This window comes from Variovorax sp. GW821-FHT09D07 (assembly GCF_059416345.1).
The window spans coordinates 232,508-258,588 of the sequence record NZ_JBWKOY010000003.1 but is presented as its reverse complement, the minus strand read 5'-3'; the positions used below and the strand labels follow the sequence as shown (position 1 = coordinate 258,588).

General features: G+C 70.4%; 27 protein-coding genes. 14 read left to right on the top strand and 13 right to left on the bottom strand.

The window, feature by feature from the left end; genetic code table 11:
- Positions 1-6 precede the first annotated feature (6 nt).
- The 5 genes from AC07OX_RS12645 to AC07OX_RS12625 are packed head-to-tail and all read right to left on the bottom strand — an operon-like array spanning position 7 to position 4,519.
- Complete coding sequence (locus tag AC07OX_RS12645; RefSeq protein ID WP_495261379.1) at positions 7-972, bottom strand: MBL fold metallo-hydrolase; 966 nt, start codon at positions 970-972, stop codon at positions 7-9.
- On the bottom strand, positions 969-1,187 hold the full coding sequence (locus AC07OX_RS12640) for a DUF2783 domain-containing protein (RefSeq protein ID WP_354348068.1): 219 nt from the start codon (positions 1,185-1,187) through the stop codon (positions 969-971). The genes AC07OX_RS12645 and AC07OX_RS12640 overlap by 4 nt, the downstream gene beginning before the upstream one ends.
- Positions 1,184-2,839 carry an FAD-dependent oxidoreductase gene (locus AC07OX_RS12635; protein WP_495261380.1) on the bottom strand — a complete coding sequence of 552 codons (1,656 nt, stop codon included), beginning with the start codon at positions 2,837-2,839 and terminating at the stop codon, positions 1,184-1,186. The genes AC07OX_RS12640 and AC07OX_RS12635 overlap by 4 nt, the downstream gene beginning before the upstream one ends.
- Before the next feature lie 11 nt (positions 2,840-2,850).
- Positions 2,851-3,972 carry an alpha/beta hydrolase family protein gene (locus tag AC07OX_RS12630; RefSeq protein ID WP_495261381.1) on the bottom strand — a complete coding sequence of 374 codons (1,122 nt, stop codon included), beginning with the start codon at positions 3,970-3,972 and terminating at the stop codon, positions 2,851-2,853.
- A complete protein-coding gene (locus AC07OX_RS12625) occupies positions 3,965-4,519 on the bottom strand; it encodes a VOC family protein (RefSeq protein WP_307582157.1) in 555 nt (184 codons plus the stop codon). The genes AC07OX_RS12630 and AC07OX_RS12625 overlap by 8 nt, the downstream gene beginning before the upstream one ends.
- Before the next feature lie 90 nt (positions 4,520-4,609).
- On the opposite strand from AC07OX_RS12625, the gene AC07OX_RS12620 reads away from it, so the two are divergent.
- The 3 genes from AC07OX_RS12620 (at position 4,610) to pyk (ending at position 8,358) form a co-directional block, all read left to right on the top strand.
- The gene (locus tag AC07OX_RS12620; protein ID WP_495261382.1) at positions 4,610-5,518 is read left to right on the top strand and encodes a LysR family transcriptional regulator; all 909 of its coding nucleotides are present in this window, start codon (positions 4,610-4,612) and stop codon (positions 5,516-5,518) included.
- Positions 5,519-5,610: 92 nt separating this feature from the next.
- Complete coding sequence (locus AC07OX_RS12615; protein WP_495261383.1) at positions 5,611-6,804, top strand: phosphoglycerate kinase; 1,194 nt, start codon at positions 5,611-5,613, stop codon at positions 6,802-6,804.
- A gap of 105 nt (positions 6,805-6,909) precedes the next feature.
- Entirely contained in the window at positions 6,910-8,358 is a 1,449-nt protein-coding gene (gene pyk, locus AC07OX_RS12610) for a pyruvate kinase (RefSeq protein ID WP_062478290.1), read from the top strand.
- Between the two features lie 60 nt (positions 8,359-8,418).
- On the opposite strand, the gene AC07OX_RS12605 is transcribed toward pyk, so the two are convergent.
- Positions 8,419-9,435, bottom strand: a complete 1,017-nt coding sequence (locus AC07OX_RS12605) for a 1-aminocyclopropane-1-carboxylate deaminase (protein WP_070063219.1) — start codon at positions 9,433-9,435, stop codon at positions 8,419-8,421.
- A 145-nt stretch (positions 9,436-9,580) separates the two neighbouring features.
- On the opposite strand from AC07OX_RS12605, the gene AC07OX_RS12600 reads away from it, so the two are divergent.
- The 3 genes from AC07OX_RS12600 (at position 9,581) to AC07OX_RS12590 (ending at position 12,294) form a co-directional block, all read left to right on the top strand.
- Positions 9,581-10,066, top strand: coding sequence for an Lrp/AsnC family transcriptional regulator (locus tag AC07OX_RS12600; protein WP_070063218.1), 486 nt, complete (start codon positions 9,581-9,583; stop codon positions 10,064-10,066).
- Positions 10,067-10,220: 154 nt separating this feature from the next.
- Entirely contained in the window at positions 10,221-11,285 is a 1,065-nt protein-coding gene (fba, locus tag AC07OX_RS12595; protein WP_062478296.1) for a class II fructose-bisphosphate aldolase, read from the top strand.
- 100 nt (positions 11,286-11,385) lie between these two features.
- On the top strand, positions 11,386-12,294 hold the full coding sequence (locus AC07OX_RS12590) for a phosphoribosylaminoimidazolesuccinocarboxamide synthase (RefSeq protein WP_062478299.1): 909 nt from the start codon (positions 11,386-11,388) through the stop codon (positions 12,292-12,294).
- 15 nt (positions 12,295-12,309) lie between these two features.
- Here the strand turns inward: AC07OX_RS12590 and AC07OX_RS12585 are convergent, their stop codons facing one another.
- The 4 genes from AC07OX_RS12585 to AC07OX_RS12570 all read right to left on the bottom strand — a co-directional run bounded on the left by AC07OX_RS12585 (position 12,310) and on the right by AC07OX_RS12570 (position 15,550).
- Positions 12,310-12,756, bottom strand: coding sequence for an META domain-containing protein (locus AC07OX_RS12585; RefSeq protein ID WP_062478302.1), 447 nt, complete (start codon positions 12,754-12,756; stop codon positions 12,310-12,312).
- A gap of 102 nt (positions 12,757-12,858) precedes the next feature.
- The gene (locus tag AC07OX_RS12580; protein WP_495261516.1) at positions 12,859-14,139 is read right to left on the bottom strand and encodes a type II toxin-antitoxin system HipA family toxin; all 1,281 of its coding nucleotides are present in this window, start codon (positions 14,137-14,139) and stop codon (positions 12,859-12,861) included.
- 49 nt (positions 14,140-14,188) lie between these two features.
- Positions 14,189-14,497 carry a helix-turn-helix domain-containing protein gene (locus tag AC07OX_RS12575; RefSeq protein WP_062481916.1) on the bottom strand — a complete coding sequence of 103 codons (309 nt, stop codon included), beginning with the start codon at positions 14,495-14,497 and terminating at the stop codon, positions 14,189-14,191.
- A gap of 132 nt (positions 14,498-14,629) precedes the next feature.
- Positions 14,630-15,550: a tetratricopeptide repeat protein gene (locus AC07OX_RS12570; RefSeq protein WP_062481920.1), complete on the bottom strand. Its 921-nt coding sequence runs from the start codon at positions 15,548-15,550 to the stop codon at positions 14,630-14,632.
- Between the two features lie 36 nt (positions 15,551-15,586).
- Between AC07OX_RS12570 and purE the strand changes: the two genes are divergently transcribed.
- The 3 genes from purE to AC07OX_RS12555 are packed head-to-tail and all read left to right on the top strand — an operon-like array spanning position 15,587 to position 18,320.
- Entirely contained in the window at positions 15,587-16,132 is a 546-nt protein-coding gene (purE, locus tag AC07OX_RS12565; protein ID WP_495261384.1) for a 5-(carboxyamino)imidazole ribonucleotide mutase, read from the top strand.
- Positions 16,129-17,322, top strand: a complete 1,194-nt coding sequence (locus AC07OX_RS12560) for a 5-(carboxyamino)imidazole ribonucleotide synthase (RefSeq protein ID WP_495261385.1) — start codon at positions 16,129-16,131, stop codon at positions 17,320-17,322. The genes purE and AC07OX_RS12560 overlap by 4 nt, the downstream gene beginning before the upstream one ends.
- Positions 17,319-18,320, top strand: a complete 1,002-nt coding sequence (locus tag AC07OX_RS12555) for an L-threonylcarbamoyladenylate synthase (RefSeq protein ID WP_062481928.1) — start codon at positions 17,319-17,321, stop codon at positions 18,318-18,320. Before AC07OX_RS12560 ends, AC07OX_RS12555 begins: the two co-directional genes overlap by 4 nt.
- Before the next feature lie 32 nt (positions 18,321-18,352).
- Here the strand turns inward: AC07OX_RS12555 and AC07OX_RS12550 are convergent, their stop codons facing one another.
- The 3 genes from AC07OX_RS12550 to AC07OX_RS12540 all read right to left on the bottom strand — a co-directional run bounded on the left by AC07OX_RS12550 (position 18,353) and on the right by AC07OX_RS12540 (position 22,089).
- Entirely contained in the window at positions 18,353-19,945 is a 1,593-nt protein-coding gene (locus tag AC07OX_RS12550; RefSeq protein WP_495261386.1) for an alpha/beta hydrolase family protein, read from the bottom strand.
- 127 nt (positions 19,946-20,072) lie between these two features.
- A complete protein-coding gene (dacB, locus tag AC07OX_RS12545) occupies positions 20,073-21,494 on the bottom strand; it encodes a D-alanyl-D-alanine carboxypeptidase/D-alanyl-D-alanine endopeptidase (protein WP_495261387.1) in 1,422 nt (473 codons plus the stop codon).
- A 7-nt stretch (positions 21,495-21,501) separates the two neighbouring features.
- On the bottom strand, positions 21,502-22,089 hold the full coding sequence (locus tag AC07OX_RS12540; protein ID WP_139700716.1) for an NUDIX hydrolase: 588 nt from the start codon (positions 22,087-22,089) through the stop codon (positions 21,502-21,504).
- 78 nt (positions 22,090-22,167) lie between these two features.
- Between AC07OX_RS12540 and AC07OX_RS12535 the strand changes: the two genes are divergently transcribed.
- From AC07OX_RS12535 to AC07OX_RS12515, 5 genes are read left to right on the top strand one after another with little or no spacing between them, the layout of a single operon-like run.
- The gene (locus AC07OX_RS12535) at positions 22,168-22,935 is read left to right on the top strand and encodes a DeoR/GlpR family DNA-binding transcription regulator (RefSeq protein WP_070063211.1); all 768 of its coding nucleotides are present in this window, start codon (positions 22,168-22,170) and stop codon (positions 22,933-22,935) included.
- A 47-nt stretch (positions 22,936-22,982) separates the two neighbouring features.
- Positions 22,983-24,002, top strand: a complete 1,020-nt coding sequence (locus AC07OX_RS12530; RefSeq protein ID WP_495263278.1) for a DMT family transporter — start codon at positions 22,983-22,985, stop codon at positions 24,000-24,002.
- On the top strand, positions 23,995-24,705 hold the full coding sequence (tsaB, locus tag AC07OX_RS12525) for a tRNA (adenosine(37)-N6)-threonylcarbamoyltransferase complex dimerization subunit type 1 TsaB (RefSeq protein WP_495261389.1): 711 nt from the start codon (positions 23,995-23,997) through the stop codon (positions 24,703-24,705). Before AC07OX_RS12530 ends, tsaB begins: the two co-directional genes overlap by 8 nt.
- On the top strand, positions 24,702-25,244 hold the full coding sequence (rimI, locus tag AC07OX_RS12520) for a ribosomal protein S18-alanine N-acetyltransferase (RefSeq protein ID WP_062483095.1): 543 nt from the start codon (positions 24,702-24,704) through the stop codon (positions 25,242-25,244). The genes tsaB and rimI overlap by 4 nt, the downstream gene beginning before the upstream one ends.
- Entirely contained in the window at positions 25,241-26,074 is an 834-nt protein-coding gene (locus AC07OX_RS12515; RefSeq protein WP_495261390.1) for a uracil-DNA glycosylase family protein, read from the top strand. The genes rimI and AC07OX_RS12515 overlap by 4 nt, the downstream gene beginning before the upstream one ends.
- Positions 26,075-26,081: the final 7 nt, after the last annotated feature.

Below are 26,081 nucleotides of genomic sequence, written 5' to 3'. Positions count from 1 at the left end.
GGCGGCTCAGGTGCCGCGCAGGACCTGCCAGAGCTCGCGGTCGCGTTCGGCGGTCCACACGACCGGGTGCTCGATGTCGCGCAGTTCGTCGTAGGCGCGCGAGACGTCGAAGGGCAGCACGTGCTGGAACACCGGCCAGCCGCCGAAGCGCGGCGTCATGGCCGCCTCGGCGCGCGCGAAGCAGCCCTTGAGCGTCTCGCCCGCGGCGATGCCCGCGCGCACGCTGTCGAGCAGCGTCGAGAGAAAGTCCTTCGTGAGCCCGATCGCCTCGGCGCAGGCGGCTTCGCCTTGCAGCACCGCGCCGCGCCCGGGCACCAGCACGCGCGGCTTGAGCGCGCGCACTGCGTCGAGCGTGCCGGCCCAGTCGCCGATGTAGGCGTCGCCCGCGTACACGCCACAGTGGTTCTCGACCACGTCACCCGCAAACAGCACGCCGCTGTCGGGCAGCCAGGCCACGGTGTCGCCGCTCGAATGGCCGCGCCCCAACGCCATGAGCCGCAGTTCGCGGCCACCGCCCAGCGGCAGCGTCATCTCGCGCTCGAAGACCGTGGTCGGGAAGGTCAGGCCCGGAATCTCTTCCACGCCCGCGAACAGGCGAGGAAAGCGGCCGACTTCCGATTCGAAGTCGGCCTGGCCGCGCGTGCGGATCCAGTCGAGCGTGCCGTTGCTGGCGACGATCTCCTGCACTTCGTCGAAAGCGCTCGCGCCCATCACGCGCACCGCGTGGTAGTGGGTGAGCACGATGGTGCGGATCGGCTTGTCGGTCACGCTGCGGATCGCCGCGAGGAAGTCGCGCGCCATGCGCGGCGTGGGGCGGGTGTCGATCAGCACCACCTGCTCGTCGCCGACGACGAAGCCGCAGTTGGGATCGAAATCGCTGATGTAGCCGTAGGCGCCCGGCGCGAGTTCCTGCAGCCGGGGCTTCTGCTCGCGGGTGTCGGAGGCGGAAGCGAAAGAGACGGTGGCGGTCATGGAGGTGTTGTCGTGGTCGTGGGGATGTCGTCGTCGGCCTCGGCCGCCGCGTCGATGCAGGCGAGCAGCACGGCCTGGTCGGCGCACTGGTTGGCCAGCAGCAGCACGAGGCGCGCGTTGAGGTCGGCGCTCTGCGCCTCGGTGCGGCCTTCGTGCGCGGCCAGCAGCGCGGCGTAAAAGCCGTCGGGATCGGGGATGCGGGGCTCGGTGATCATGAGGACGAAGCGGTGAGTGCGAGCGCCGTGCGCACGGCGGCGGCGATCGTGTCGGGGGTGGCTTGCGCAAGGAGCGCAGCGCGATAGGCATCGGGGCGCACGAGCACGAAGCCACCCACGCTGGGGTCGATGCCGAGGTGGCGTGCGAGCGTTTCGTCGGCCTGCAAGGTCGGCAGGCCGCTGTCGCCGCCCACGGCCAGCAGGCGCAGCGGCAGTGCGGCCGTGGCATCGCATGCGGCCTGCGCCTGCGCGCGCGTCGGCGCGAACCACAGGCCCAGGCACTGCGTGCCCTCGGCCAGCAGCTGCATCAGCGTGGTCTCGCGCCCATCGGCCCAGCGCAGCGGCAGGTTCTGCACCGTGCGCCCGCCCTCGGGCAGCAGCGGCGCGGCGGGGTAGTCGTTGGCGACCGACATGCGGCCCGTGTTGACCAGCGCCCGCGCGAAGGTGTGGCGCTTGGCCAGCGCCACCACGGCGCGGCGCAGCGTGTGCTCGGCCGGCGAGCGCGGCGCGAGAAAGCGCGCGGAGCGGCTCGTGACCGTCAGGTTCTCCTGCGCGGCCGGTCGGCGCTCGGCGTCGTAGCTGTCGAGCAGCGCCTCGCCGGCCTTGCCCTGCACGACCAGCGCAAGCTTCCAGCCGAGGTTGGCCGCGTCCTGGATGCCGGTGTTGCCGCCGCGCGCGCCGAAGGGGCTCACCACGTGCGCGGCATCGCCGATGAAGCACACGCGGCCGCGGCGAAAGCGCTCCAGCAGGTGGTCGCGGTAGCCATACGGTCCGATCCACACGAACTCGAACGCCACGTCGGGCCCGAGCTGTTCGCGCAATCGCGCACCGGCCACCTCGGGGCGGCTGATCTCGGCGGGATCGCAGTCCTCGGGCATCTGGTAGTCGATGCGCCACACGCCGTCGGCCATCAGGTGCTGCCACACGCCGCGGCCTTCGTTGAAGGGTGCGTCGACCCAGGTCCAGCGCTCGGTCGGCAACGGTTTTTCGAAGCGCACGTCGCTGATGCACCAGCGGTCGGTGCTGCGCGAGGCATGCGATGCCACGCCGAGCTGCGTGCGGATCGGGCTGTTCGCGCCCGTGGCGTCGATCAGGTGGTCGGCCTCGATCATGTAGCTGCCGGCGGGCGTCTCGATGTCGATGTGCACACCGTCGGCCAGCGGCTCGACGCGCGTCACGCGGCTCTTCCAGCGCAGGTCGGTCACGCCGAGTTCCAGGATGCGATCGACCAGGAACCACTCGATGTAGAACTGCTGCAGGTTGATGAAGGGCGGCTGCGTCGAGACGCTGCTGGCCTGCAGGTTGAAGTTGTAGACCTCCTCGTCGCCCGAGAAGGTGCGCCCGAACGACCAGGTGACGCCCTTGGCCGCGATGCGTTCATAGATGCCCAGGCGCTCGAAGATCTCCAGGCTCTTTTGCGCGTAGCAGATGCCGCGCGACGAGGCACCGCGCACGCCCACGGTGTCGTCTTCGTCGAGCAGCACGGCGCGCACGCCGCGTTGCGCGAGGTCGCAGGCCAGCGTGAGGCCCGAGGGGCCGGCGCCGACGATCACGACCGGGTGGCGCACCACCTGCGCGCTGCCGAGTTCGGGCGGCGGCGTGAAGGGCCAGACCGGCAGCTCGTAGGCCGGTGCGAAGGCAAAGTTTTCCATGGTGTCGTGCGTCACAGCGCGCGGGCGAATTCGGCGATGGCGTCCGCCGCTTGCGGGATCAGCTCAGGCTGGCCCGCCAGGTAGTGGTTGCCGCCGACGATGTCGACGTTGCGGATGCGCGACCCGCCCGCGGCCATCCATGCGTCGCGCGTGCTCGGAAAGGTCGATTGGTCGCCGGTATAGGTCAGCAGCAGCTTCGGCACCGTGGTGCGCGCGAGGTTGGTCGGCCCGTCGGCCTGCGAGCGCGACGACCACTGCGAGAGGAACGCGGTGAGCGAGGTGGTGCGGCCCATCGCGTTGGCCGAATAGTTCACCTGCCGCGCATCGCCCCAGACGCTGCCGGGCCGGCGCGCGTTCGCATCGAGCGACAGGTCGACGCAGCGCGGATCGGCGTGCGTGCGGTAGACGACGAAGGTCTGGTCGCGCGGCGCGCCGGGCGTGCCGCGCAGCAGCGCGAGGCGCTCGAGGCACCACTGCTCGATGCGGTCCATCCGCGCCTTCTGCGCCGCGCTGAAGCGGGCGAGAAAGTCGGCCTCGTAGGGCACGCGGTGGCGCGGGTCGTACATGTCGAGCGCGGGGTCGACCGAGAGCGGGTCGTGCTCGTCGGTGACCGAGGGGTCGATCCAGTCGCGCATCAGCCGCGTGCGGCCCAGGTGCGCGGCGCACAGCGCGAGGCCGTCTACCGGCGGCAGGTCGCTGGCGTGCAGATGCGTCGGGTCGCCGTCGGGCAGGTGCGTGGCCGTGAGCTGCTCGGCCTGCGCCTGGTAGAAGGCCGAGAGTGCCGCGCCGCCCGAGTTGCCGACCAGGAACACCTTCTCGTAGCCGGCGGCGCGCAGGTACTGCACGCCGGCGCCCAGGTCCTGAATCGCACGCTCCATCAGCAACACTGTGTCGTTGCCGACGAAGCGCGAGTTCAGGCCCATGCAGCAGATGCCGCGCTCGGCCAGCGGGCCGATGAGGTAGTGGCCCATGAAGTTGCTGGTCGGGTGCATCACGATGGCCGCGATCTTTTTCGGCCCCGGCGGCGCGCGGAAGGCGCCGTAGATGCGCGGGCGCAGCAGCTGCAGGCCCGACTGGCTGTCCATGGCCGCGCCGGGCTTCACGTCGATGACGGCGAGTTGCAGCTCAGACATGCGACGCGCCTTTCGCTGCCCGAAGCGCCGCCTTGCGCGCGGTCCACGCGTCGAGGTCGGCGTGGGCATGGCGCGCGTGTGCGTCCATCTCGGTTTGCGGCACGGTCGGCGTGGTGAGTTCCACGCGGATGCCGTTGGGGTCGAAGAAGTAGATCGACTCGATGATGTGGTGGTCGGTCACGCCCAGCACCTCGATGCCCGCGCCTTCGAGCCGCGCCTTGGCGGCCAGCAGGTCGGCCACCGAGTCGACGCGCAGCGCGATGTGGTTCACCCACGACGGCGTGTTGGGCGAGGGCAGCGCGGCGGTGTCGTCGCCCAGGTCGAAGAAGGCGATGTACGCGCCGTCGCGCATCTGGAAAAAGATGTGCACGTAGGGGCAGTACTCGCCCGTGCTCGGCACGTGGTCGTTCTTGATGACGTGGGCCAGCGGCAGGCCCAGCAGGTCTTCGTAGAAGTGGCGGGTTTCCTCGCTGTCGCGGCAGCGCCAGGCGAAGTGGTGCAGCCCGCGAATGGGTGGGGGCGCCGTGGGGGTGGCGGTCGTCGGCATGTCGTGTCTCCGTTGAGGCCGCGATTGGGCAATGCCGCGTCTTATGATGCAATCGAAATTAATTCATCGATTGATGAAATAACCATATATATGAACCTCACCCTGCGCCAGCTGCGCGCCTTCGCCGCCGTGGCCGAAACCGGCAGCTTCACCACCGCCGCCGGGCAGCTGCACCTCACGCAGTCGGCGCTCAGCGTGCTGGTGCGCGAGCTCGAGCGCGAGATGGGCGTGCAGCTGCTCGACCGCAACACACGGCGCGTGCAGCTGTCGGAGGCGGGGCGCGAGTTCCTGCCGTCGGTGCACCGGCTGCTCGGCGACCTCACGAGCGCGGTCGCGGACGTGACCGATTTGCGTGACAAGAAGAAAGGGCTGTTGCGGCTCGCAGCGCCACAACTCATGGCCTGCACGCTGATGCCGCGCGTGATCGCCGCCTACCGCGAGGCGTACCCCGACGTGGACGTGCGCCTGGCCGACACGCTGCCCGAGCACCTGCTGCTGGGCGTGGCGGCCGGCGACGTCGAGCTGGCCGTGGGCCAGGACGTGGCGGTGGACGCCGCAGCCATCGAGCGCCGCACGCTGTTCCGCGACCGCCACTGGCTGATCTGCCCGCCCGGCCACGCCTTTGCCAAGCGCCGCAAGGTGCGCTGGCACGAGCTGGGGCCCTACACCTTCATCGCGCCCACGCGCGACTTCCGCCAGCGCGTATTGCCCGAGCTGGGGGCCGAGGAGCGTGCGTTCCTGATGCGGCCCGGCACGCAGGAGGTGTCGTACATGACCACCGCGCTGGGCATGGTGGCCTCGGGGCTGGGGCTGACCGTGTGCCCGACCTACTCGGCGTCGCTGGTGCGCGCGCACGGGCTGCAGATGGTGCGGCTCGAGTCGCCCGACTTCCACCGCGAGGTGTGCGTGTACAGCGCGGCGCGGCGCTCGCTGTCGCCCGCGGCGGCGAGTTTCGTCGGCATCCTCGAGCAGTTCGCGACCGCGCAGGCGAAGGCCTGAAAAAGCATCAGCGCCCCGCAAGAGACGCGCAGGGGCTCAGGAGGGTGAAAACTACAATGCGCGCAGTCCCGTCTTTCACCATCCTCAGACCCATGAACGTCATTCGATTCACCGACCTTTGTGCGCAAGGCAAGGCCGCCGGCCAGCGCGTCTTCATCCGTGCCGACCTCAACGTGCCGCAGGACGATGCCGGCCGCATCACCGAAGACACGCGCATCCGCGCCTCGGTGCCCTGCATCCAGCTGGCGCTCGACGCCGGCGCGGCCGTGATGGTCACCTCGCACCTGGGCCGCCCGACCGAAGGCGAGTTCAAGCCCGAAGACTCGCTGGCCCCCGTCGCCCAGCGCCTGGGCGAGCTGCTCGGCCGTGACGTGCCGCTGGTGGCCAACTGGGTCGACGGCGTCGACGTCAAGCCCGGCCAGGTCGTGCTGCTGGAGAACTGCCGCGTCAACAAGGGCGAGAAGAAGAACGACGAAGCGCTGGCCCGCAAGCTGGCCGCGCTCACCGACATCTACGTGAACGACGCCTTCGGCACCGCCCACCGCGCCGAAGCCACCACCTACGGCATCGCCCAGTTCGCCAAGGTGGCCGCGGCCGGCCCGCTGCTGGCGGCCGAGATCGACGCCATCACCAAGGCGTTGGCCCAGCCCAAGCGCCCGCTGGTCGCCATCGTGGCGGGCTCGAAGGTCAGCACCAAGCTCACCATCCTCAAGAGCCTGTCGGCCAACGTTGACCAGCTGATCGTCGGCGGCGGCATCGCCAACACCTTCATGCTGGCCGCGGGCCTGAAGATCGGCAAGTCGCTGGCCGAGCCCGACCTGCTCGACCAGGCCAAGGCCGTGATCGACGCCATGCGCGCGCGCGGCGCCGACGTGCCGATCCCGGTCGACGTGGTCACGGCCAAGACCTTCGCGGCCGACGCACCCGCCACCGTCAAGGCCGCCACCGACGTGGCCGAGGACGACCTGATCCTGGACATCGGACCGAAGACGGCCGCCATCCTGGCCGCGCAGCTGCGCGAAGCCGGCACCATCGTCTGGAACGGCCCCGTGGGCGTGTTCGAGTTCGACGCCTTCGCGGGCGGCACGAAGGCCATCGCGCAAGCCATTGCCGAAAGCAGCGCCTTCTCGATCGCCGGCGGCGGCGACACCCTGGCGGCCATCGCCAAGTACGGCATCGAAAAGCAGGTCGGTTACATCTCGACCGGCGGCGGTGCCTTCCTCGAGGTGCTGGAGGGCAAGACCCTGCCGGCCTTCGAGATCCTGGCCAAGCGCGCGGCCGGCTGATTCCGGCGGCGGTCCGGCCACGGGAGGGAAATCCCCCGTGGCGACTGACTTCCGTTCGACACACAAAGTGTATACAGTAGCGAATACAAAACGGAGACCCCCTTCATGAGCTCGGACCGCATCCCCCGCCACGCCACCAAGATCGTCGCCACCCTCGGCCCCGCCTCCAGCACGCCGGAATTGCTGGAACAGATGATCCTGGCCAAGGTCAGCGTGGTGCGGCTGAACTTCAGCCACGGCACGGCGCAGGACCACATCGACCGCGCCACCATGGTGCGTGAGGCGGCCCGCAAGGCCGGCCGCGAAGTGGCCATCATGGCCGACCTGCAGGGCCCCAAGATCCGCGTCGGCAAGTTCGCGCAGGGCAAGATCTGGCTGGAGCCGGGCGCCAAGTTCGTGCTCGACGCCTCGCGCACCGAGCTGGGCGACGTCGATGCCGTCGGCCTCGACTACAAGGACCTGCCGCGCGACGTGAAGCCCGGCGACAAGCTGCTGCTGAACGACGGCCTGATCGTGCTCACGGTCGACGGCGTCAAGGGCGAAGCGGTGCACACCACCGTCAAGCTGGGCGGCGAGCTGTCGAACAACAAGGGCATCAACAAGCAGGGCGGCGGCCTCACGGCGCCCGCGCTGACGGCCAAGGACATGGAAGACATCAAGACCGCGATGAGCTTCCAGGCCGACTACGTGGCCGTGAGCTTCCCCAAGAACGCCACCGACATGGAAATGGCGCGCCAGCTGTGCAACGTGGCGGCCGCCGAGTACGGCCACAAGCCCGGCATGATCGCCAAGATCGAACGCGCCGAGGCCATTCCGAAGCTGGAAGAAATCCTGCGCGCCAGCGACGGCATCATGGTCGCCCGCGGCGACCTGGCCGTGGAAGTGGGCAACGCCGCCGTGCCGGCGCTGCAGAAGAAGATGATCCGCATGGCGCGCGACATGGACAAGGTGGTCATCACCGCGACCCAGATGATGGAGTCGATGATCACCAACCCCGTGCCCACCCGCGCCGAGGTGAGCGACGTGGCCAACGCCGTGCTCGACGGCACCGACGCCGTGATGCTCTCCGCCGAAACCGCCTCGGGCCGCTACCCGCTCGAGACCGTGCAGGAAATGAGCCGCATCTGCGAAGCCGCCGAGGCCGCCGAAGACAAGACACTCGACGCCGACTTCAGCGGCAAGACCTACAGCCGCATCGACCAGTCGATCGCCATGGGCGCGCTGTTCACGGCGCACCACCTGGGCGCCAAGGCCATCGTGGCGCTGACCGAGTCGGGCTCCACCATCCTGTGGATGAGCCGCCACCGCGCGCACATCCCCATGTACGCCCTGACCTCGCGCCTGGCCACGCAGCGCAAGCTGGCGCTGTACCGCAACGTGCGCCCGCTGCTCATGGATTCGGAAAGCGACCGCGACACCGCGCTGCGCCAAGCCGAGAGCCACCTGAAGAAGCGCGGCATCGTGCAAAGCGGCGACGTGTACGCCATCACCTGCGGCGAGCCGATGGGCGCGCCCGGCGGCACCAACATGCTGAAGATCTGCAGGGCGAGCTGAGTTCGTTCGCAGCAAGACAAAGGCCGGCACATGCCGGCCTTTTTCATGGCGCCGTCTGGTTCAGCCGTTGCGGAACAGGAAGCTGTAGGCGTTCAGCGCGGGCACGCCGCCCAGGTGCGCATACAGCACCTTCGAGCCCGCCGGGAATTCGCCCAGCCGCACCTTCTCGATCATCCCGTGCATCGACTTGCCCTCGTACACCGGGTCGGTCAGCATGCCCTCGAAGCGCGCGCTCAAACGGATCGCCTCGAGCGTGCCTTCGTTCGGCAGCCCGTACTCGGGCCCGCCGAAGCGGCGGTCGAGCACCACGTCCTTCTCGGTGATGTCGCGGCCCAGCTCGACCAGCTCGGCCGTGTTTTTGGCGATGCGCAGGATCTGCTCGTAGGTCTGCTGCGGCTTGGCCGAGGCGTCGATGCCGATCACGCGGTCGGCGCGGCCGTCGGCTGCGAAGCCCACCACCATGCCGGCCTGCGTGCTGCCCGTGACGGAGCAGACCACGATGTAGTCGAACTTGAAGCCCAGCTCGGCCTCCTGCTGGCGCACTTCCTCGGCAAAGCCCACGAAGCCCAGGCCGCCGCGCGGGTGCTCGGAGCAGCCCGCCGGGATCGGGAAGGGTTTGCCGCCGGCCGCGCGCACGTCGGCCATCGCCTGTTCCCAGCTCTGGCGGATGCCGATGTCGAAGCCCGCCGCGTCCAGCCGCACGTCGGCGCCGAGGATGCGCGACATCTCGATGTTGCCGACCCGGTCGTACACCGCGTCGGAGTAGTTGACCCAGTTCTCCTGCACCAGCACGCACTTCAGGCCCAGGTGCGCGGCCACGGCCGCCACCTGGCGCGTCTGGTTCGACTGGATGCCGCCGATCGACACCAGCGTGTCGTAGCCGCCTTCGAGCGCCTCGGGAATCAGGTACTCCAGCTTGCGCGTCTTGTTGCCGCCGAAGGCCAGGCCGCTGTTGCAGTCCTCGCGCTTGGCGTAGAGCTCGACCTTGCCGCCCAGGTGGGCGCTCAGGCGCTTCAGCGGCTGGATCGGCGTGGGGCCGAAGGTCAGGGCGTGGCGGGGGAATTTCTTCAGGTTCATCGACGCAGCTCCAAAAGCGGTGAGGGGTTGAAGCTGTCGATCGTAGGAAGAAGCCTTTGCAATGTGCTTGCGAAGTTGGCTGGATTCGTCGATCAAAAGAAGGCAGGATGGTCATACAGAAGGCTTTTCATCCGGAAAGGAAGCCATGAGCACAACAAAGTTGCGTGCCCCGACGGAGCTCGACCGCACCGACCGCGCCATCCTGCGCGCCCTGCAGCGCGACGCCTCGGTGTCGAACGTGGCGCTGGCCGCCAAGGTGAACCTCAGCGCGCCGGCCTGCCTGCGGCGGGTCGAGCGGCTCCGGGCCGCCGGCTTCATCAAGGGCGTGGTCGCCCTGCTGGACCCCGACGCGCTCGAGGTCGGCATGCTCGTGATGATCGGCGTGGTGCTCGACCGCTCCACGCCCGACTCCTTCGCCGATTTCGAAAAGGCGGCGCAGAAGGTGTCGGGCTGCCTCGAATGCCACGTCGTCACGGGCGAATTCGACTACTTCATGCTCGTGCGCACCCGCGACAACGACAGCTTCAACCGCCTGCACGCCGAGCAGCTGCTGTACCTGCCGGGCGTGCGGCAGATCCGGACCTTCGTGGTGCTCAAGCAGGTGCTGTCGACCACGCAGTTGCCGATCTGAAAAAGTTGAAAAAGAGCTGCGCGCCAGTACCCGTGGCGCCCGGGGTGGCGTCGGCCCTGTCCCACAAGGGGGCTCGGTAGAATCGGGGTAGTTTTCTCCCGACTTTCCGCCTTCTCTTTTTCCCGTCTTTTTCTATTCCCACGAGGTATTTCCCATGGCACTCGTCTCGATGCGCGAACTGCTGGACCACGCCGCCGCCAACGGCTACGGCATTCCGGCCTTCAACGTCAACAACCTCGAACAGGTCCAGGCCGTCATGGAGGCCGCCAAGGAAACCGGCGCGCCCGTCATCCTGCAGGCCAGCGCCGGCGCCCGCAAATACGCGGGTGAAGCCTTCATCAAGCACCTGATCCAGGCCGCCATCGAGCAGTACCCGAACATCCCGCTGGTGATGCACCAGGACCACGGCCAGAGCCCGGCCATCTGCCAGGGCGCGATCGACCTGGGCTTCTCGTCCGTGATGATGGACGGCTCGCTGCACGAAGACGGCAAGACGCCCGCCTCGTTCGACTACAACGTCGACGTGACCCGCAAGGTGGTCGAGCTGGCCCACAAGGTCGGCGTCACGGTCGAAGGCGAGCTGGGCTGCCTGGGCTCGCTCGAAACCGGCATGGCCGGTGAAGAAGACGGCATCGGCGCCGAAGGCGTGCTCGACCACGCGTCGCTGCTCACCGACCCCGAGGAAGCCGCCCAGTTCGTGAAGGCCACGCAGCTGGACGCACTGGCCATCGCCATCGGCACCAGCCACGGCGCCTACAAGTTCACGCGCAAGCCCACGGGCGACATCCTGTCGATCCAGCGCGTGAAGGAAATCCACGCCCGCCTGCCCAACACCCACCTGGTGATGCACGGCTCGTCGTCGGTGCCGCAGGACCTGCTGGAAATCATCCGCAAATACGGCGGCAACATGAAGGAAACCTACGGTGTGCCCGTCGAGGAAATCCAGGAAGCCATCAAGTACGGCGTGCGCAAGATCAACATCGACACCGACATCCGCCTGGCGATGACCGGCGCGGTGCGCAAGTTCCTGGCCGAGAACCCCGAGAAGTTCGACGCCCGCGAGTGGCTCAAGCCCGCGCGCGAAGCCGCCAAGCAGATCTGCAAGCAGCGCTACATCGAGTTCGGCTGCGAAGGCCAGGGCGCCAAGATCAAGGGCGACACGCTGCAGGTCGTTGCCGCCAAGTACGCCAAGGGCGACCTGGCGCAGCAAGTCATCTAACGAAGACCGACTGCGCGCCGCAGGCCACCGCTCGCGGTGGCTTTTTTCTGCGCGCACAATCCGCTTTCCCTGTCACCGTTTCCCAGCCGAGCATCCGTCCATGACCACCGTTCACACCTCTTCCATCCAGAGCCTGCCCCTGCTTGCGCGCGGCAAGGTGCGCGACAACTACGCCGTCGGCGAAGACCGCATCCTGATGGTCGCGAGCGACCGGCTCAGCGCCTTCGACGTGATCATGGGCGAGCCCATCCCGGGCAAGGGCGAGATCCTCACCAAGATGGCGCTGTGGTGGTTCGACCGCCTGGGCGCGCTGTGCCCCAACCACCTGACGGGCGAGGCGCCCGAGAGCGTGGTGCAGCCCGACGAGGTGGCGCAGGTCACGGGCCGATCGATGCTGGTCAAGCGCCTGCGTCCGATCCCGGTCGAGGCCGTGGTGCGCGGCTATCTGGCCGGCAGCGGCTGGAAGGAATACCAGGACAACCGCGCGGTCTGCGGCGTGCCGCTGCCCGAGGGCCTGACCAACGCGAGCAAGCTGCCGCGCCCGATCTTCACGCCCGCCGCCAAGGCCGCGGCCGGCGAGCACGACGAGAACATCAGCTACGAGCGCGTGGTCGAGGTCGTCGGCCCCAAGCTGGCCCAGCAGATCCGCGAGGTCAGCATCGCCATCTACGAGGCGGCGGCCCAGATCGCGCTCGCCAAGGGGATGATCATTGCCGACACCAAGTTCGAGTTCGGCCTGGACGAGAACGACACGCTGGTGCTGATGGACGAGGTGCTCACGCCCGACAGCTCGCGCTACTGGCCGGTCGAGGGCTACGAGGCCGCGCTGGCCGCCGGCACCAACCCGCCGAGCTACGACAAGCAGTTCGTGCGCGACTGGCTCGAGGCCACCAAGATCAACGGCAAGCCCTGGGACAAGACGCCCCCGGCGCCGCGCCTGCCGGCCGAGGTCATCGAGAAGACGGCCGCCAAGTACCGCGAGGCGCTGGACCGCCTCACCCACGGCTGATCCGGCTTTTCTTTTTTAGCGTGTCGTGCCGTTGCTGAGCAGCGCCACGGTGCGGCCGCTCGCATCGAGCAGCGCGAGCCGCCCCGGCGCCAGCCGGTAGCTGGCCGTGTTCTGCAGCGCCGACAGGAACTGCGCCTCGTTGGCGCCGCGCACCGGGTCGGCGCAGGCCATGCGCGTCGCGGCCATCTGGCCGAGCTTGAGCGACACGCCCGCGCGCGTGAACGATCCCGTGACGCGGTTGCAGCCGCCTGAACCACTCACCCGTCCGCTGTTGCGATCGAACTGCAGCTGCGCATCGCCGCCCGGCGCGATGGGCTCGTCGCCCAGCTGCACCAGGCGCCACACCGGCCCTTCGATCGGCTCGTCGAGGCTGATGCCGCTGCCGCAACCGGTCAGGGCGGTCAGCAGCAGCGCGGCCGAGGCAACGGCGGGGAGCGCGGTACGGCGGGCGAAGGAACGCATGGCCAATTTTCCTTTTCAATCTGCAACAAGTTAAAACCGGCGCCATCGTATGCGACGCCGTGGCCGGTGCGAAGACAGGCCCGATGGCGCATCCGGGCTTCTTCAGGCCCCGAGGGCCACGCCGCCCGCGAGGCGCGCCTCGACGCAGCGGCGCACGCTGGCCGGCGTGCCGTCCTGCGCCAGCAGCGCAGGCCACTCGGCCTGGGCCTGGCGCACGGTGTCGCGCGCGATGGCCATCAAGCGCGCCGGCCGCAGCAGCCCGGCCGCGCGCAGCAGCGCCTCCAGCGCCGCCCCGTCGAAGGCGCGCAGCGTGGCGTCGATGGCGCGGTTGACGCCGTAGTCGCGCGCCGGCACGTCCTCGAAGAAGGCGGCCACGCAGACCGGGTCGTACAGCGGCGCGAGCACTGGCGCCACGCCGTCGGGGTAGCGCAGCGCCCAGTTCTTCAGGTGCGCGTCGCTGTTGCCCAGCAGGATGAAGGCCACGAGGCGGCGCACGCACTCGCGCACGTCGGCCACCGGGTTCGGCGACAGGCGGTCGAGCACGCGCAGCATGGCGGGCCAGTCGGTGGCCAGCCCGCGGCCGTACTTCTGGCGCGGCTCGTACTGCAGCACCTGCGCGAACTCTTCCATGTGGATGCGCCCGCCCTCGGGCGTGCGGTCGAAGCGGCGCACCGCCAGGATCTGCGCGAAGGGCACCTGCTCGGGCAGGTCGGCGTCGGCCCGGTCGATCACGTGGGCCTGCGCGCAGTCGAGGCCGAGCGCGCCGCACAGGCGGTAGCCGGTGTATTCGTTGGCGACCAGGTCGGGGTGGCGCGTGCTCGGCAGCTTGAGGATGAACGAGCCCGCCGCGCCGTGGCGCTTGACCACGTAGCGCCGCCCGTCCTGCACCGCCGAGAACTTGGTCACCACGCCGGGGATGGCGGCGGCGTCTTCCACCGGCATCTCGACGAAACCCGGTTCGAGCACGTCGAGCCCCAGCGCCGTGTGCCAGTGGCGCACCGTGTCGGGAATGCCCTCGGACGTGGGCACGGGCTCGACCTCGAGCGCGCCCATGAGGTCGTGGCCGGCGGCGGCCAGCAGCTCGAACTCGTCGTCGGCCGCGCAGCCACGCTGCTGCGCCAGGCGCTCGCGGTTGTGGCCCTCGGGCAGCAGGTTCTGGAAGTAGCTGGGCCAGCGGCCGTCGCTGCGCGAGACGCGGGCGTCGCGCGCCGAGGCGAGGATGGCGCGCGTGGCCGCCTCGTCGGCACCGCGGTACGCGAGGGACAGCGTGGGCCGGCCCGCGTCGGCGATGTAGGCCTCGTCGAAGGACACGCGCAGGATGTCGCCGTACTGCGAGAGGTAACCGATGGCGCGCCGCCCGCCACCGGGCAGGTGCAGGTGCATCCGTAGGTAGCGGATGCCCGTGTTGAAGGCGGCGCGCGTGCTCACCGCCTCACCGGTTCTCGTCGGCCAGGCTCTGCGCGATGGACGGCGGCGCGCCAACGCCCGCCGGCTGGCCGAGCAGGCGGCCGCCCGAGCGCACGAAGTCTTCGAGCTGCGGGCGCAGGCTGGCGGGCACGGGCATCAGCTCGAGCCCCAGCACGCGCGCCATTTCGAGCAGCGTCGACAGGCGCGGATCGATCTGGCCGCTTTCGATGCGCTGCACCGTCATGCGCGACAGCCCGGCGCGCGTGGCCAGCGCCTCCTGGCTCAGGCCGCCGGCCTTGCGGGCTTTTTCGAGTTCTTCGGTCAGTTGGAGCATTGCAATGCGCTTTTATCGGAAATTGAGTAGCAATGCTATCTATATGGGGCGGTGGCAGCAATAAAAAAGCGACCCACAGGTCGCTTTCTTGTTCAATTGCGCACTGAAAGGCGCAATGCGTCGTTCAGCCGTTCAGCTCAACACCACGCTGCTCAGGCGGCGGCGGTACGTGGCCACCACCGGATCGTCCGGCGGAATCTGCCCGTCGGCGACCTTCACCTTCGGCGGCTCGATCACGTCGAGGATCGCGATGTAGGTCTTGCGCGCGAGGTCTTCGCTCCAGGTCTTGTCGCGCATGAGGATGTCGAGCAGCTCGTCCATCGCGTCGGTCCAGCGCTGGGCGGCCATCAGCAGGCGGGCGCGGTTGAAGCGGGCGTCGAAGTCGCGCTTGTTGGCCGCGATCTTGTCGTCGAAGTCGCCCAGCGTCGGCGCCGAGCCGGTGACCGGTGCGGCGAAATCGATGGCGTCCATCCAGCGCTGCAGCGAATCGAAGCGGCGCACCAGCGTGGTCTTGGCGATCACCGGCGCAAAGGCGACCTTGGCGTCGTCCACGCGGCCTTCCTGCAGCAGCAGCTTGATGTAGTCGAAGCGCGCGTCGTCGTTGGCCGGGTCGGTGGCCACCGCGTGCTGCAGCTTCTCGAGCGCGCCCAGGGTGTCGCCCTCGGCCAGCGCTTCCTGCGCAGCGGCGCCTTCCGACGCCGCTTCGGCTTCCTCCGCGCCCGGTACGTGCTTGTCGAGGAATTCGCGGATCTTCTCGGCCGGAATGGCGCCCACGAAGCCGTCCACCGGCTGGCCGTCCTTGAACATCACGCAGAACGGGATGCTGCGCACGCCGAACATCTCGGACAGCTGCGAGGAAATCTGCGGCACCTTGTCGGCGTCCAGCTTGGCCAGCGTGAAGCGGCCGGCGTACTCGGTTTCGAGCTTTTCGAGCACCGGGCCGAGCTGTTTGCAGGGGCCGCACCATTCGGCCCAGATGTCCAGCAGCACCGGCGTGGCGACCGAGCCTTCGATCAGCTCGGCCTGGAAATTTTCGAGAGTGATGTCGATCATCGGGAACAGCTGGGGGTGAAACGTAAAATTGAAACCATGAACGAAACCATTCAGGTCGGTGTAGTGATGGGCTCGAACTCCGATTGGGAGACGATGCGCCACGCGGTCGAGATTCTCCAGCAATTCGGAATCAGCCACGAAGCGAAGGTGGTCTCGGCCCACCGGATGCCCGATGCGCTGTTCGCGTACGCCGATAGCGCCGCCGGGCGCGGGCTCACGGCGATCATCGCCGGGGCGGGCGGCGCGGCCCACCTGCCGGGCATGCTGGCCTCCAAAACCACGGTGCCGGTGCTCGGCGTGCCGGTGGCCAGCCGCCACCTGCAGGGCGTCGATTCCCTCTACAGCATCGTGCAGATGCCCAAGGGCGTGCCCGTGGCCACCTTTGCCATCGGCACCGCCGGCGCGGCCAACGCGGCGCTGTTCGCCGTGGCCATGCTGGCGGTGAACAACCCGGCGCTGCGCGCCAAGCTCGACGCCTTCCGCACGGCCCAGACTGCCGCCGCGGAGGCCATGGTGCTGCCACCGCCCGAAGCGGGCGCGCCGGTGTCGCCCTTCTCGCCGCAAGGCGGGGGTGCGCTGTGAGCACCGGCCATTCGGGCGACCTGCCCATCCTCCCGGGCGCCACGCTCGGCGTGCTCGGCGGCGGCCAGCTCGGGCGCATGTTCGCGCACGCGGCCCAACGCATGGGCTACTTCACCGCGGTGCTCGACCCCGATGCCGACAGCCCCGCCGGTCGGGTGAGCCACCACCACATCCACACCGACTACGCCGACGTCGACGGCTTGGCCCGCCTGGCCGGCCTGGCCGACGCGGTGACGACCGAGTTCGAGAACGTGCCCGCGCCCTCGCTGGAGCACCTGGCGGTGGCGCGGCCGGTGTCGCCCGCCGCCTCGGCCATCGCCATCGCGCAGGACCGCATCGCCGAGAAGGCGTACTTCACGCGCTGCGGCGTGCCCTGCGCGCCCTACGCCGTCATCGAGACGGCGGAGCAACTGGCTGCCGTTGATGATCAACTGCTGCCCGGCATCCTCAAGACCGCCCGTCTGGGCTACGACGGCAAGGGCCAGCAGCGCGTGAAGACGCGCGCCGAGCTGGTCGAGGCCTGGCAGGCCGCCGGCTGCGTGCCCTGCGTGCTCGAGAAGATGCTGCCGCTCGAATTCGAGTGCTCGGTGATCCTGGCGCGCGGCCGCGACGGCCAGATCGTGCACTTCCCGCCGCAGCGCAACCTGCACCGCGACGGCATCCTCGCCGTGACCGAGGTGCACCCGCAGAACATGCCCAAGACCGTGGCGCAGGGCGCGGTCAATTCCGCCAAGAGCATCGCCAGTGGCCTCGATTACGTGGGCGTGCTGTGCGTCGAGTTCTTCGCGCTGGCCGACGGCTCCCTGGTGGTGAATGAAATGGCACCGCGCCCGCACAACAGCGGCCACTACACGATGGAAGCCTGCGATGTGTCGCAGTTCGAGCTGCAGGTGCGCACCCTCGCCGGCCTGCCGCTGACCGCGCCGCGCCAGCACAGCCCCGCCGTCATGCTCAACCTGCTGGGCGACCTGTGGTTTCCGGGCGGCGAAGGCGACGGCGCCAAGCCGGTCGCGCCGCGCTGGAGCGAGGTGCTCGCCTTGCCCGGCACCCATCTGCACCTGTACGGCAAGCTGGCGCCGCGCCGCGGCCGCAAGATGGGCCACCTGACCCTCACCGGCGCCACGCTCGAGAGCGTGCGCGCCAATGCCTCGCAGGCCGCGCTGCTGCTGGGCCTGCCGGCGCTCGCATGATCCTCGACGGCCATGCTCCCGACGCCATCGCCGAGGCCGCGCGCGTGCTGCGCGCGGGCGGACTGGTCGCCTTCCCGACCGAAACCGTCTACGGCCTGGGCGCCGACGCCAGCAGCGACACCGCCGTCGCCGGCATCTTCGCGGCCAAGGGCCGGCCGGCCGACCATCCGCTGATCGTCCACGTGGCGGCGGGCGCCAAGGGCGCGCAGGCGCTGTCGCGCTTCGCCCAGCCGCTGCCGCCTTTCGCGCAGAAACTCGTGCAGGCCTTCTGGCCCGGCCCGCTCACGCTGATCGTCACGCGCCAGCCCGGCGTGGGTACGGCGGCGGCCGGCGGGCAGGACACCATCGGCCTGCGCTGCCCCGCGCACCCGGTGGCGCAGGCGTTGCTCGAAGCCTGCGCCGAGCAGGGCGTGCCCGGCCTGGCGGGGCCCAGCGCCAACCGCTTCGGCCGCGTCAGTCCGACCACGGCGCAGCACGTGCACGACGAGTTCGGCGACGCGCTGCTCGTCGTCGACGGCGGCGCCTGCGAAGTGGGCATCGAATCGACCATCGTCGACTGCAGCCGGGGCGCGCCCGTGCTGCTGCGCCCGGGCCTCATCACGCGCGACCAGATCGAGGCCGCCGTCGGCGAGCCGCTGCGCGACCGCGAGGTGCTCGACACGCCCGACCCGCGCGCCTCGGGCACGCTGGAGGCGCACTACGCGCCCGACGCCAAGGTGCGGCTGATGGACCCCAAGGCGATCCAGACGGGCCTCGACGTGCTCGGCGCCAACGCCGCGCACATCGCCGTGTGGACGCGCAGCAACGTGCGCAGCCGCTCGCAGCGCGTGCTGCTGCGGCGCATGCCCGACGACGCCGCCGCCACCGCGCAGCAGCTGTTCGCGGTGCTGCGCGAATTCGACGCGCAGGGCGTGAAGCTGATCTGGGTCGAGACGCCGCCCGACACGCCCGAGTGGGAAGGCGTGAAAGACCGCTTGCAGCGCGCTGCAGCGGCCTGATCAACGCCTGATCGGCTGCTTGGCCGCGGGGCTCAGCCCCCGGCCGCCAGCACCCCCTGGAAGAACCCGCGTGCTGCCGCCAGGCAGAACGGCGGCGCCAGCGTGCCGTGGTAGGCCGCGGTCACGGCGCGCGCCTTGTCGGTGGCGCTGCCCGGCGTGCTCTGTGCCAGCAGGTCCTTGGCCTGTGCAAAGCCGGCGCGTGCCGCCGAGTAGCTGTCGGTGGTGCCGCGGTCTTCCAGGTCGACCACCGCGAGCGCGGCGGCCGGCATGCCCTTGGCGCGGAAGTAGCCGGCCGTGGCGCGGGTGCTCAGGAAGTTCACGGTCGGGTCGTTCGCGCCGCTGCACAGCAGCATCGGCTTGGTCGGCACCCAGTTGCGCAGGTCGTTGGCGATGGCCGCCTTGCGGAAGCCCGTGGCGGGCTTGCAGTCCAGCGGCGAGGCCGAGCCGAGCGACGCGGCCGTGGCCGGCAGCGCGTTGCCGGGGCAGGGGGCCGACTGGATGTCGGTGGCCGCCTGCGTGAGGAAACTCTGCTTGATGAGGTTGTTGGCCCCATAGAAGATCGCCAGCTCGGGGCTCACCGGGCCCGGCTTGCCGTCGGCCGGGAACAGCGCCAGCTGCGGCAGCTTGCCGCTGGAGAACAGCGTGCCCGGCGTGAGGGTGGGCAGCAGGGTGTCGATGCCGGTGGCGTACTGCGCCTCGTAGACGTCGCTGGTGCTGTTGTAGACGTTGCCGAACTGCTGCTGCCAGCTGGTCGACAGCAGCGGCACGAACAGCGTGGCGCCCAGCGCCGGCCAGCCCAGGTAGGTGTAGTCGGTCAGGAGGCTGATGGCCGAGGGCGCGGCCAGCGGGGCCGAGGCCGTCACGGTCTTGCCGGTGGCCTGCATCTCGCGGTGCGCGGCCATCGCCACGTAGCCGCCCTGCGAATAGCCGGTGATGAACAGCGAGCCGGCGTCGTTCGCGCCGATGTCCGAGAAGGTCTTGCGCGCCGCGGTGAGCGCATCGACCATGTCCTTGCCCTGCTGCTCGCCGTTGAGGTAGGGGTGGTAGGGCAGCGTCGACTTGTCGTAGCCCGCGTAGTTGGGCGCCACCACGATGTAGCCCTGCGCCGCGAACATGGCGGCCACCATCAGGCCCTCGCCGGCGGCCGGTTGGGTGGTGTCGGTCCACTTGGCGAGGTTGTAGTTGCGCGCCGGCGTGGTGCCGTGCGCGTACAGCACCACGGGGCGCGCGCCGCTGCAGGCCACGTCGGAACCCGAGGGCACCATGATCGCGGCGGTGGCGTTGGTGGCTTCGTTCTTGCCGCCGACGGTGCGGTACTCGAGGTAGCGCATGTCGACGCCGCACTTGGGCGCGCCGGTGACCTGCAGCAGCGCCTTGCCCTGGTCGGAGGCCTGCAGGCTGGCCCTGAACTGGTCGGCCGTGAGCTTGGTGCCCTGCTCGGGCGGGCTGGTGACGACCGTGCCGCGCCCGGTGTCGCTGCCGCCGCCCGGCGGCGGAAAGCCGATGCCGCCCCCACCGCCGCCGCCCCCGCCGCAGGCGGCGAGCAGCAACGTGGCGCCGGCGAGCGTCGCCGTGGCGGTGACCCGGCGGGCCGAGAGGGAGGAATGCCGTGGATGCAAGGTCAAGACGCGTCTCCTGGAGTTGTATCGAAAACGAACGAGCGTCCGATTCTGGGCAGCGCCATGGCCGCGCGCAAGCCGCGTTTGCGAGCAGAACCTATTCAGTAGCGGGGCGGCTCAGGCCCCGTCCGAGTCACTGGTCCTGCGCGGTCCAGTCGATCAGCGCGTCGAAGGCGGCGCGCGCGGCGCCGGCGTTCTCGCCGTTGGCGATGGCCACCAGCACGTAGCGCCGGCCGCTTGCGCCGTGCACGTAGCCGGCCACGCCCGAGGCGTCGCGCAGCGTGCCGGTCTTCAGGTGCGCCGCGCCGCCCGAGCGCAGCGTGCGCCGCTTCAGCGTGCCGTCCACGCCCATCGCGGGCAGCGAGGCCACCAGCTCGGGCATCACGGGCGAGCGCCACGCCACCTGCAGCATCTTGCCGAGCGCGGCGGCGCTGATGCGCTCGTCGCGCGACAGGCCCGAGCCGTTCTCGAACACCGGCGACGCCTCGCCGGTGCCGATGCGCTCGCGCCACCACTGGCCCAGCGCGCTGCGCGAGGCCTCGAAGGTGCCGCGCTGCTTCTGCGTGAGGCCCAGCGTGAGGAACACCTGCTGCGCCATCACGTTGTTGCTGTACTTGTTGATGTCGCGCACCACCTCGGCCAGCGGCGGCGATTCGAAGTCGAAGGCCGGCTTCAGGCCCGCGGGCACGCGGCCCTCGCGCATCTGGCCGCCCACGCGCCCGCCCATCTCGGCCCACATGCCGCCGATGGCGCGCAGGCTGTAGGTGCGCGGGTCGGCGTAGGCCACGGCCCAGCTCTTCTCGCCGCAGCCCGCGGGAAAGCCGCCGTTGAAGCGGATGCGGTTCACGTCGCTGAAGTCGGGCTTGAGCGCGCCGCGCCAGTCGCCGCATTCGCCGGGCGCCAGCGGCACCGTGGGCGGCATCGCCACGCTGGCCAGCGGGGGCTCGTAGCTCACGCGCGCGAACTGGCCGGCGCGGTCGGGCGCGAAGGTCATGTTGACCGACTTGAAGTTCACCAGCAGCGCGTCGGGCGAGGCGTTGTAGGGGCGCAGCGGCTCGCCGTCGAAGGCGGCCGGGTCGTTCTCGACCGTGGTCTCGAAGGCGCTGCGGTCGATCACGATGTCGCCGCTCACGGTGGTGATGCCCAGGCCCTGCACGTGGCGCAGCAGCAGCCACACGCGCTCCAGCACCAGCTTGGGATCGCCCTGGCCCTTGATGTAGAGGTTGCCGTTGAGCACGCCGTTGGCCACCGAGCCCTCGACATACACCGGCGTGTTCCAGCTGTAGGCCGGGCCGAGCAGGTCGAGCGCCGCGTAGGTGGTCACCAGCTTCATGATCGAGGCCGGGTTCACCGGCACCTGCGAGCGCCAGGCCAGGCGCGGCGCGCGGCCCGCGTCGGCATCGGCCACGAGCAGGGTCACGGCCTCGCGCGAGACCTTGGCACGCGCGAGGGCGGCATCGACTTGAGGCGGAAGGGCTTGCTGGGCGAAGGCGCCGGCCGGGGCCAGCAGGGCGAGGGTCAGTGCGAGGGGCGCAGGGCGGAAGGCAAGAGGCATCCGCGGATTATCCCGGCGCGAAAACGTGCAGCTTCGCGTGGTACAGCAGCATGATCGTCTTGGCGTCGGCGATGCGGCCGTCGGCCACCATGGCCAGCGCCTCGTCGATGCCCAGCTCGAGCACCTCGATGTCCTCGCCCTCCTCCGCCAGCCCGCCGCCCGCGCCGACGCGCATCGAGGCCTCGTAGGGCGCGACGAAGAAGTGCAGCTTCTCGGTCACCGAGCCCGGGCTCATGAAGCTCTCGAACACCTTCTGCACGGTGCCGAGCCGGTAGCCCAGTTCTTCTTCCACCTCGGCGCGGATGCGTTCCTCGGGCGCGGCGTTGTCCAGCAGGCCCGCGGCCGCCTCGATCAGCAGGTCGTCGTGGCCGTTGACGAAGGCCGGGTAGCGGAACTGCCGCGTGAGCAACACCGTGCGCTGGCCCAGGTGATAGGGCAGCAGCGTGGCGCCGTTGCCGCGGTCGTAGGTCTCGCGGTGCATGCGCTGCCACTCGCCGTCGTTGCGCCGCCAGTCGAAGGCGGTGGTGCGCAGCGTGTACCAGTTGTCGGACAGGAGGGTGACTTCGTGCACCCGGACGCGGTCGTGAATGGTCATGGCGGCGAGCATAGAACCGAGTTCGTGCAATATCAAGAAGATTCGTGCAATAACGTGCAAACCCGTTACCATCGGCCCATGCTCACCCGACCGCGCAAGCAACACATCCTCTCGGTCCTGCGGCGCGACGGCCAGGTCGTCGCCAAGGCGCTCAGCGAGGAACTGGCCCTGTCCGAAGACACCATCCGCCGCGACCTGCGCGAGCTCGCGGCCGAAGGGCTGCTGCAGCGCGTGCACGGCGGCGCGCTGCCGGTCGCGGCGGCCGAGGCCGACTTCAGCGGGCGCCAGCAGCTCGCGCCCGACGAGAAGGTGGCCATCGGCCGCGCCGCCGCGCGCCTCGTGAAGCCGGGGCAGGTGGTGTTCATCGACGGCGGCACCACGGCCGTGCAGCTGGCGCGCCACCTGCCGCTCGCGCTGCAGGCCACGGTGGTCACGCACAGCCCGTCGGTGGCGGTCGAGCTGGCGGCGCACGCCGGCATCGAGGTGGTGCTGATCGGCGGGCGCCTCTTCCGGCATTCGATGGTGGCGGTCGGCGCGGCGGCCATGGCGGCCATTTCGCGCATCCACGCCGACACCTACTTCATGGGCGCCACCGGCGTGCACGCCGAGGCGGGCCTGACCACGGGCGACGCGGAAGAGGCCGAGATCAAGCGCGCCCTGATGGCCGCGGCGGCCGAGACCGTCGTGCTGGCCTCGTCCGAAAAGCTCGGGGCCGCGTCGGCGTGGGTGGTCAGCCCGCTGGCGGACGCGACGCAGCTGCTGGTGGCGCCGCAGGCCCCCGAGCAGGCGCTGGCGCCGCTGCGCGCGGCCGGGCTGGCGATCCTGCGTGCCGACGAGGCCGGCTGATTCGCCCCGCCCCTGCGCGGCCAGGGCCTGCCCTCGATAATGGCGGGATGCCCGCCGCGCCCCCGCAGACCTCTCCGCCCCTCCTGTCTCCCCGCATGCTCGGCATCGGCGCGGCCGTGGTCACCGTCGTGGTCTGGACCGCCTTCATCCTCATCGCGCGCGCCTCGGCCGCGCGCTCGCTCACGCCCTTCGACCTGGCCTTTGCCCGCGTCTGCGGCGCCAGCCTGGTGCTGGTGCCCTGGGGCGCGTGGCTGGCGACGAAGCACCGCGGCGCGGTGTCCTCGTTCTTCGGGTTGTCGCCGCTGTCGCTGCGCATCACCGCCACCGCCGGCATCTTCGGCGGCGTGGCCTACGCCCTCATCGCGTACAGCGGCTTCTTCTTCGCACCGGCCGGCCATGCCGCCGTGCTGATGCCCGGCAGCCTGCCGCTGTGGACCACGCTGCTGGCCGCGCTGGTGCTGCGCGACCGCATCACGCCCACGCGCGCCATCGGGCTGGCGATGATCGTCGCGGGCGACCTCGTGGTCGGCGGGCGCAGCCTGCTGCACGCCTTCGAGGGCGGCGAGGTCTGGAAGGGCGACCTGATGTTCATGGGCGCCGCCTTCTGCTGGGCCTGCTACAGCGTGGTGGCGCGCCGCCACGGCCTGGACGCGGTGCGCGCGACCATCGCCATCACCGTGTTCGCGCTCATGACCTACGTGCCGGTCTACACGCTGCTGGTGGCCTCGGGCGCGGTCGTGAGCCACATCGGCAGCGCGCCGTGGGGCGAGGTCGCATTCCAGATGGCCTTCCAGGGCCTCGGCTCGGTGGTGATCTCGGGCATCACCTTCACCAAGATGATCCAGCACTTCGGCCCGGTGCGCACCACCATGATCACGGCGCTGGTGCCGGGCCTGTCGGCCTTCGGCGCGGTGCTGTGGCTGGACGAACCGATGCACTGGAGCCTGGTCGCCGGCCTCGCGCTGGTGACGGCCGGCATCCTGTTCGGCGTGCGCGCGGCGGCCGTGCGCGCCGCGCCGGTCTGCCCGACGCCGTGCCCGGCGGGAATGGGGCGTCCGAATGTCTGACAAGCTCCTGGCCTTCGACACGAGCACCGAGCACCTGTCGGTCGCGGTGCGCCACGGCGACCGCGTGCTGGCGCACAGCGGCGTGGGCGGCGCGCAGGCGTCGAGCACGCTGCTGCCGTTGATCCGCCAACTGCTCGCCGACGCGGGGCTCGCGCTGGCCGAGCTCGACGCCATCGTCTTCGGGCGCGGCCCGGGCTCCTTCACCGGCCTGCGCACCGCCTGTTCGGTGGCGCAGGGCCTGGCCTTCGGCGCCAAGGTGCCGCTGTTGCCGGTCGACACCCTGCTGGCCGTGGCCGACGAGGCGCGCCATGCCTTCGGCGCGCAGCGCGTGGTGGCCGTGCTCGATGCGCGCATGGACCAGCTCTACGCCGCGCACTACGACTTCGACACCGCCGGCCCGTTCGGCGGCGACCCCGAGCCGCTGCTGCTCGCCCCCGAGGCGCTTGAAGTGCCGGCCGGCTGGGCGCTCGCCGGCAATGCCTTCACCGCCTACGGCCCGCGCCTGGCGAACGCCACGGCCCGCCACGAGGTGCTGCCCACGGCCGTCGCCATGCTGCGGCTGGCGCCCGCGCTGCTCGCGGCCGGCCGCACCGTGCCCGCCGCGCAGGCCTGGCCGCTCTATGTTCGCGATAAAGTGGCGCAAACCACCGAGGAACGCGCCGCCATCAAGGCGGCGGCCGCCGTTCCGCCGAACCCCGCATGAGCGCCGTCCTCCAGTCCGTCGAAGCCCGTCTTGAACCGCTCACCGTCGAGCGGATCGATGCCGTGTGCGCGGTCGAGCAGACGGCCTACACGCACCCCTGGACGCGCGCCAACTTCACCGATTCGATGGCCGTGGGCTACCACTGCCAGTGCCTGCTGGCGCCCGGCGTGGCGCCGGGTGTCGAGTCGCCCTGCACCAGCCTGGGCGAAACGCTGATCGGCTACTTCGTCGCCATGAAGGGCGTGGACGAGGTGCACCTGCTCAACATCACCGTGGCGCCGGCCTTCCAGCGCCAGGGCTGGGCGCCGCTCATGCTCGAAGCGCTGGCCGGCTGGTCGCGCGGCGAGGGCGCGCTGTGGCTGTGGCTCGAGGTGCGCGAAAGCAACCGGCGCGCGCTCGACATCTACCTGCGGCAAGGCTTTCGCAGCGTCGGCGTGCGCAAGGGCTACTACCCGGCGTTCGACGGCAAGCGTGAAGACGCGGTCGTCATGAGCATGCGCCTCAACGAAACAGGCTCCGCCTGGGGAGCTTTGCGATGACGGACACCGCGGTCCACACCCTGCGCCTGGACGCGCGCCAGCGCGCCATGCTCGACGAGATGGGCGTGAAGGTCTGGTGGCCCGTGCCGCCGGAACCCGAGATCGAAGTCGAAGCCGAGCCGGAGGTCCCCGTGGCCGCTGACTCCGGCATGCCCGACATGCCCGAAGGCCCGCCGCTGGAGCTCGACGAACGCGACCAGTCGTACGACGCGCCGCCTCCGCCTCGCCCGGCCCCGGCGCCCGTCGCCCGCCCGGTGGCCGCCCCGGCACCGCGTCCCGTCGCAGCGCCGCCCGTGGCGCAAGGCGCCGCCGTGCTGGTCGAAGCACCCTGCCGCCTGTACGCCGACAAGGCCGATGCCACGGCGCCGGTGCAAGGCGGCTGGCTGGTGGTGGCCGACATGCCCCCCGAGGCCGACGGCCGCCACGGCGAGCCCTTCGCGGGCGACGCCGGCCGCCTGCTCGACAACATGCTGCGCGCGCTGAAGCTGCACGACGGCCGCACGCCCGTGCACCTGATGCGCACGCACCGCGGCGTGGCCGCCGGCCAGCCCGGCAGCCCGCAGCCGATCGATGCCGCCTTCGACGCCCACGCGGCGGCGCTGGCGCCCAGCCTCGTGCTGGCCATGGGCCCGCTGGCCGCGCAGAGCCTGATGCAAAGCCGCGATCCGCTGGGCAAGCTGCGCGGGCGTGCCGTGCCGCTGGCGTCGGCCAACGGCGTGCCGGTGGTGGCCACGTACCACCCCGCCTACCTGCTGCGCAACCCGGCCGACAAGGCCCGCGCCTGGGCCGACCTGTGCCTGGCGGCAGAGCAGGCCACCCCTTCGGCCTGAGGCCGGC

Bases quoted from the DNA above. Each gene is read 5' to 3' on its own strand.
- AC07OX_RS12515 (WP_495261390.1), top strand. From the start codon at position 25,241: ATGACGGACACCGCGGTCCACACCCTGCGCCTGGACGCGCGCCAGCGC.
- tsaB (WP_495261389.1), top strand. From the start codon at position 23,995: ATGTCTGACAAGCTCCTGGCCTTCGACACGAGCACCGAGCACCTGTCG.
- pyk (WP_062478290.1), top strand. From the start codon at position 6,910: ATGAGCTCGGACCGCATCCCCCGCCACGCCACCAAGATCGTCGCCACC.
- AC07OX_RS12620 (WP_495261382.1), top strand. From the start codon at position 4,610: ATGAACCTCACCCTGCGCCAGCTGCGCGCCTTCGCCGCCGTGGCCGAA.
- AC07OX_RS12640 (WP_354348068.1), bottom strand. From the start codon at position 1,187: ATGATCACCGAGCCCCGCATCCCCGATCCCGACGGCTTTTACGCCGCG.
- AC07OX_RS12585 (WP_062478302.1), bottom strand. From the start codon at position 12,756: ATGCGTTCCTTCGCCCGCCGTACCGCGCTCCCCGCCGTTGCCTCGGCC.
- AC07OX_RS12555 (WP_062481928.1), top strand. From the start codon at position 17,319: ATGATCCTCGACGGCCATGCTCCCGACGCCATCGCCGAGGCCGCGCGC.
- AC07OX_RS12600 (WP_070063218.1), top strand. From the start codon at position 9,581: ATGAGCACAACAAAGTTGCGTGCCCCGACGGAGCTCGACCGCACCGAC.
- AC07OX_RS12590 (WP_062478299.1), top strand. From the start codon at position 11,386: ATGACCACCGTTCACACCTCTTCCATCCAGAGCCTGCCCCTGCTTGCG.
- AC07OX_RS12570 (WP_062481920.1), bottom strand. From the start codon at position 15,550: ATGATCGACATCACTCTCGAAAATTTCCAGGCCGAGCTGATCGAAGGC.
- AC07OX_RS12580 (WP_495261516.1), bottom strand. From the start codon at position 14,139: ATGCACCTGCACCTGCCCGGTGGCGGGCGGCGCGCCATCGGTTACCTC.
- AC07OX_RS12575 (WP_062481916.1), bottom strand. From the start codon at position 14,497: ATGCTCCAACTGACCGAAGAACTCGAAAAAGCCCGCAAGGCCGGCGGC.
- AC07OX_RS12625 (WP_307582157.1), bottom strand. From the start codon at position 4,519: ATGCCGACGACCGCCACCCCCACGGCGCCCCCACCCATTCGCGGGCTG.
- fba (WP_062478296.1), top strand. From the start codon at position 10,221: ATGGCACTCGTCTCGATGCGCGAACTGCTGGACCACGCCGCCGCCAAC.
- AC07OX_RS12635 (WP_495261380.1), bottom strand. From the start codon at position 2,839: ATGGAAAACTTTGCCTTCGCACCGGCCTACGAGCTGCCGGTCTGGCCC.
- AC07OX_RS12605 (WP_070063219.1), bottom strand. From the start codon at position 9,435: ATGAACCTGAAGAAATTCCCCCGCCACGCCCTGACCTTCGGCCCCACG.
- dacB (WP_495261387.1), bottom strand. From the start codon at position 21,494: ATGCCTCTTGCCTTCCGCCCTGCGCCCCTCGCACTGACCCTCGCCCTG.
- AC07OX_RS12530 (WP_495263278.1), top strand. From the start codon at position 22,983: ATGCCCGCCGCGCCCCCGCAGACCTCTCCGCCCCTCCTGTCTCCCCGC.
- AC07OX_RS12645 (WP_495261379.1), bottom strand. From the start codon at position 972: ATGACCGCCACCGTCTCTTTCGCTTCCGCCTCCGACACCCGCGAGCAG.
- AC07OX_RS12540 (WP_139700716.1), bottom strand. From the start codon at position 22,089: ATGACCATTCACGACCGCGTCCGGGTGCACGAAGTCACCCTCCTGTCC.
- purE (WP_495261384.1), top strand. From the start codon at position 15,587: ATGAACGAAACCATTCAGGTCGGTGTAGTGATGGGCTCGAACTCCGAT.
- AC07OX_RS12535 (WP_070063211.1), top strand. From the start codon at position 22,168: ATGCTCACCCGACCGCGCAAGCAACACATCCTCTCGGTCCTGCGGCGC.
- AC07OX_RS12630 (WP_495261381.1), bottom strand. From the start codon at position 3,972: ATGTCTGAGCTGCAACTCGCCGTCATCGACGTGAAGCCCGGCGCGGCC.
- rimI (WP_062483095.1), top strand. From the start codon at position 24,702: ATGAGCGCCGTCCTCCAGTCCGTCGAAGCCCGTCTTGAACCGCTCACC.
- AC07OX_RS12615 (WP_495261383.1), top strand. From the start codon at position 5,611: ATGAACGTCATTCGATTCACCGACCTTTGTGCGCAAGGCAAGGCCGCC.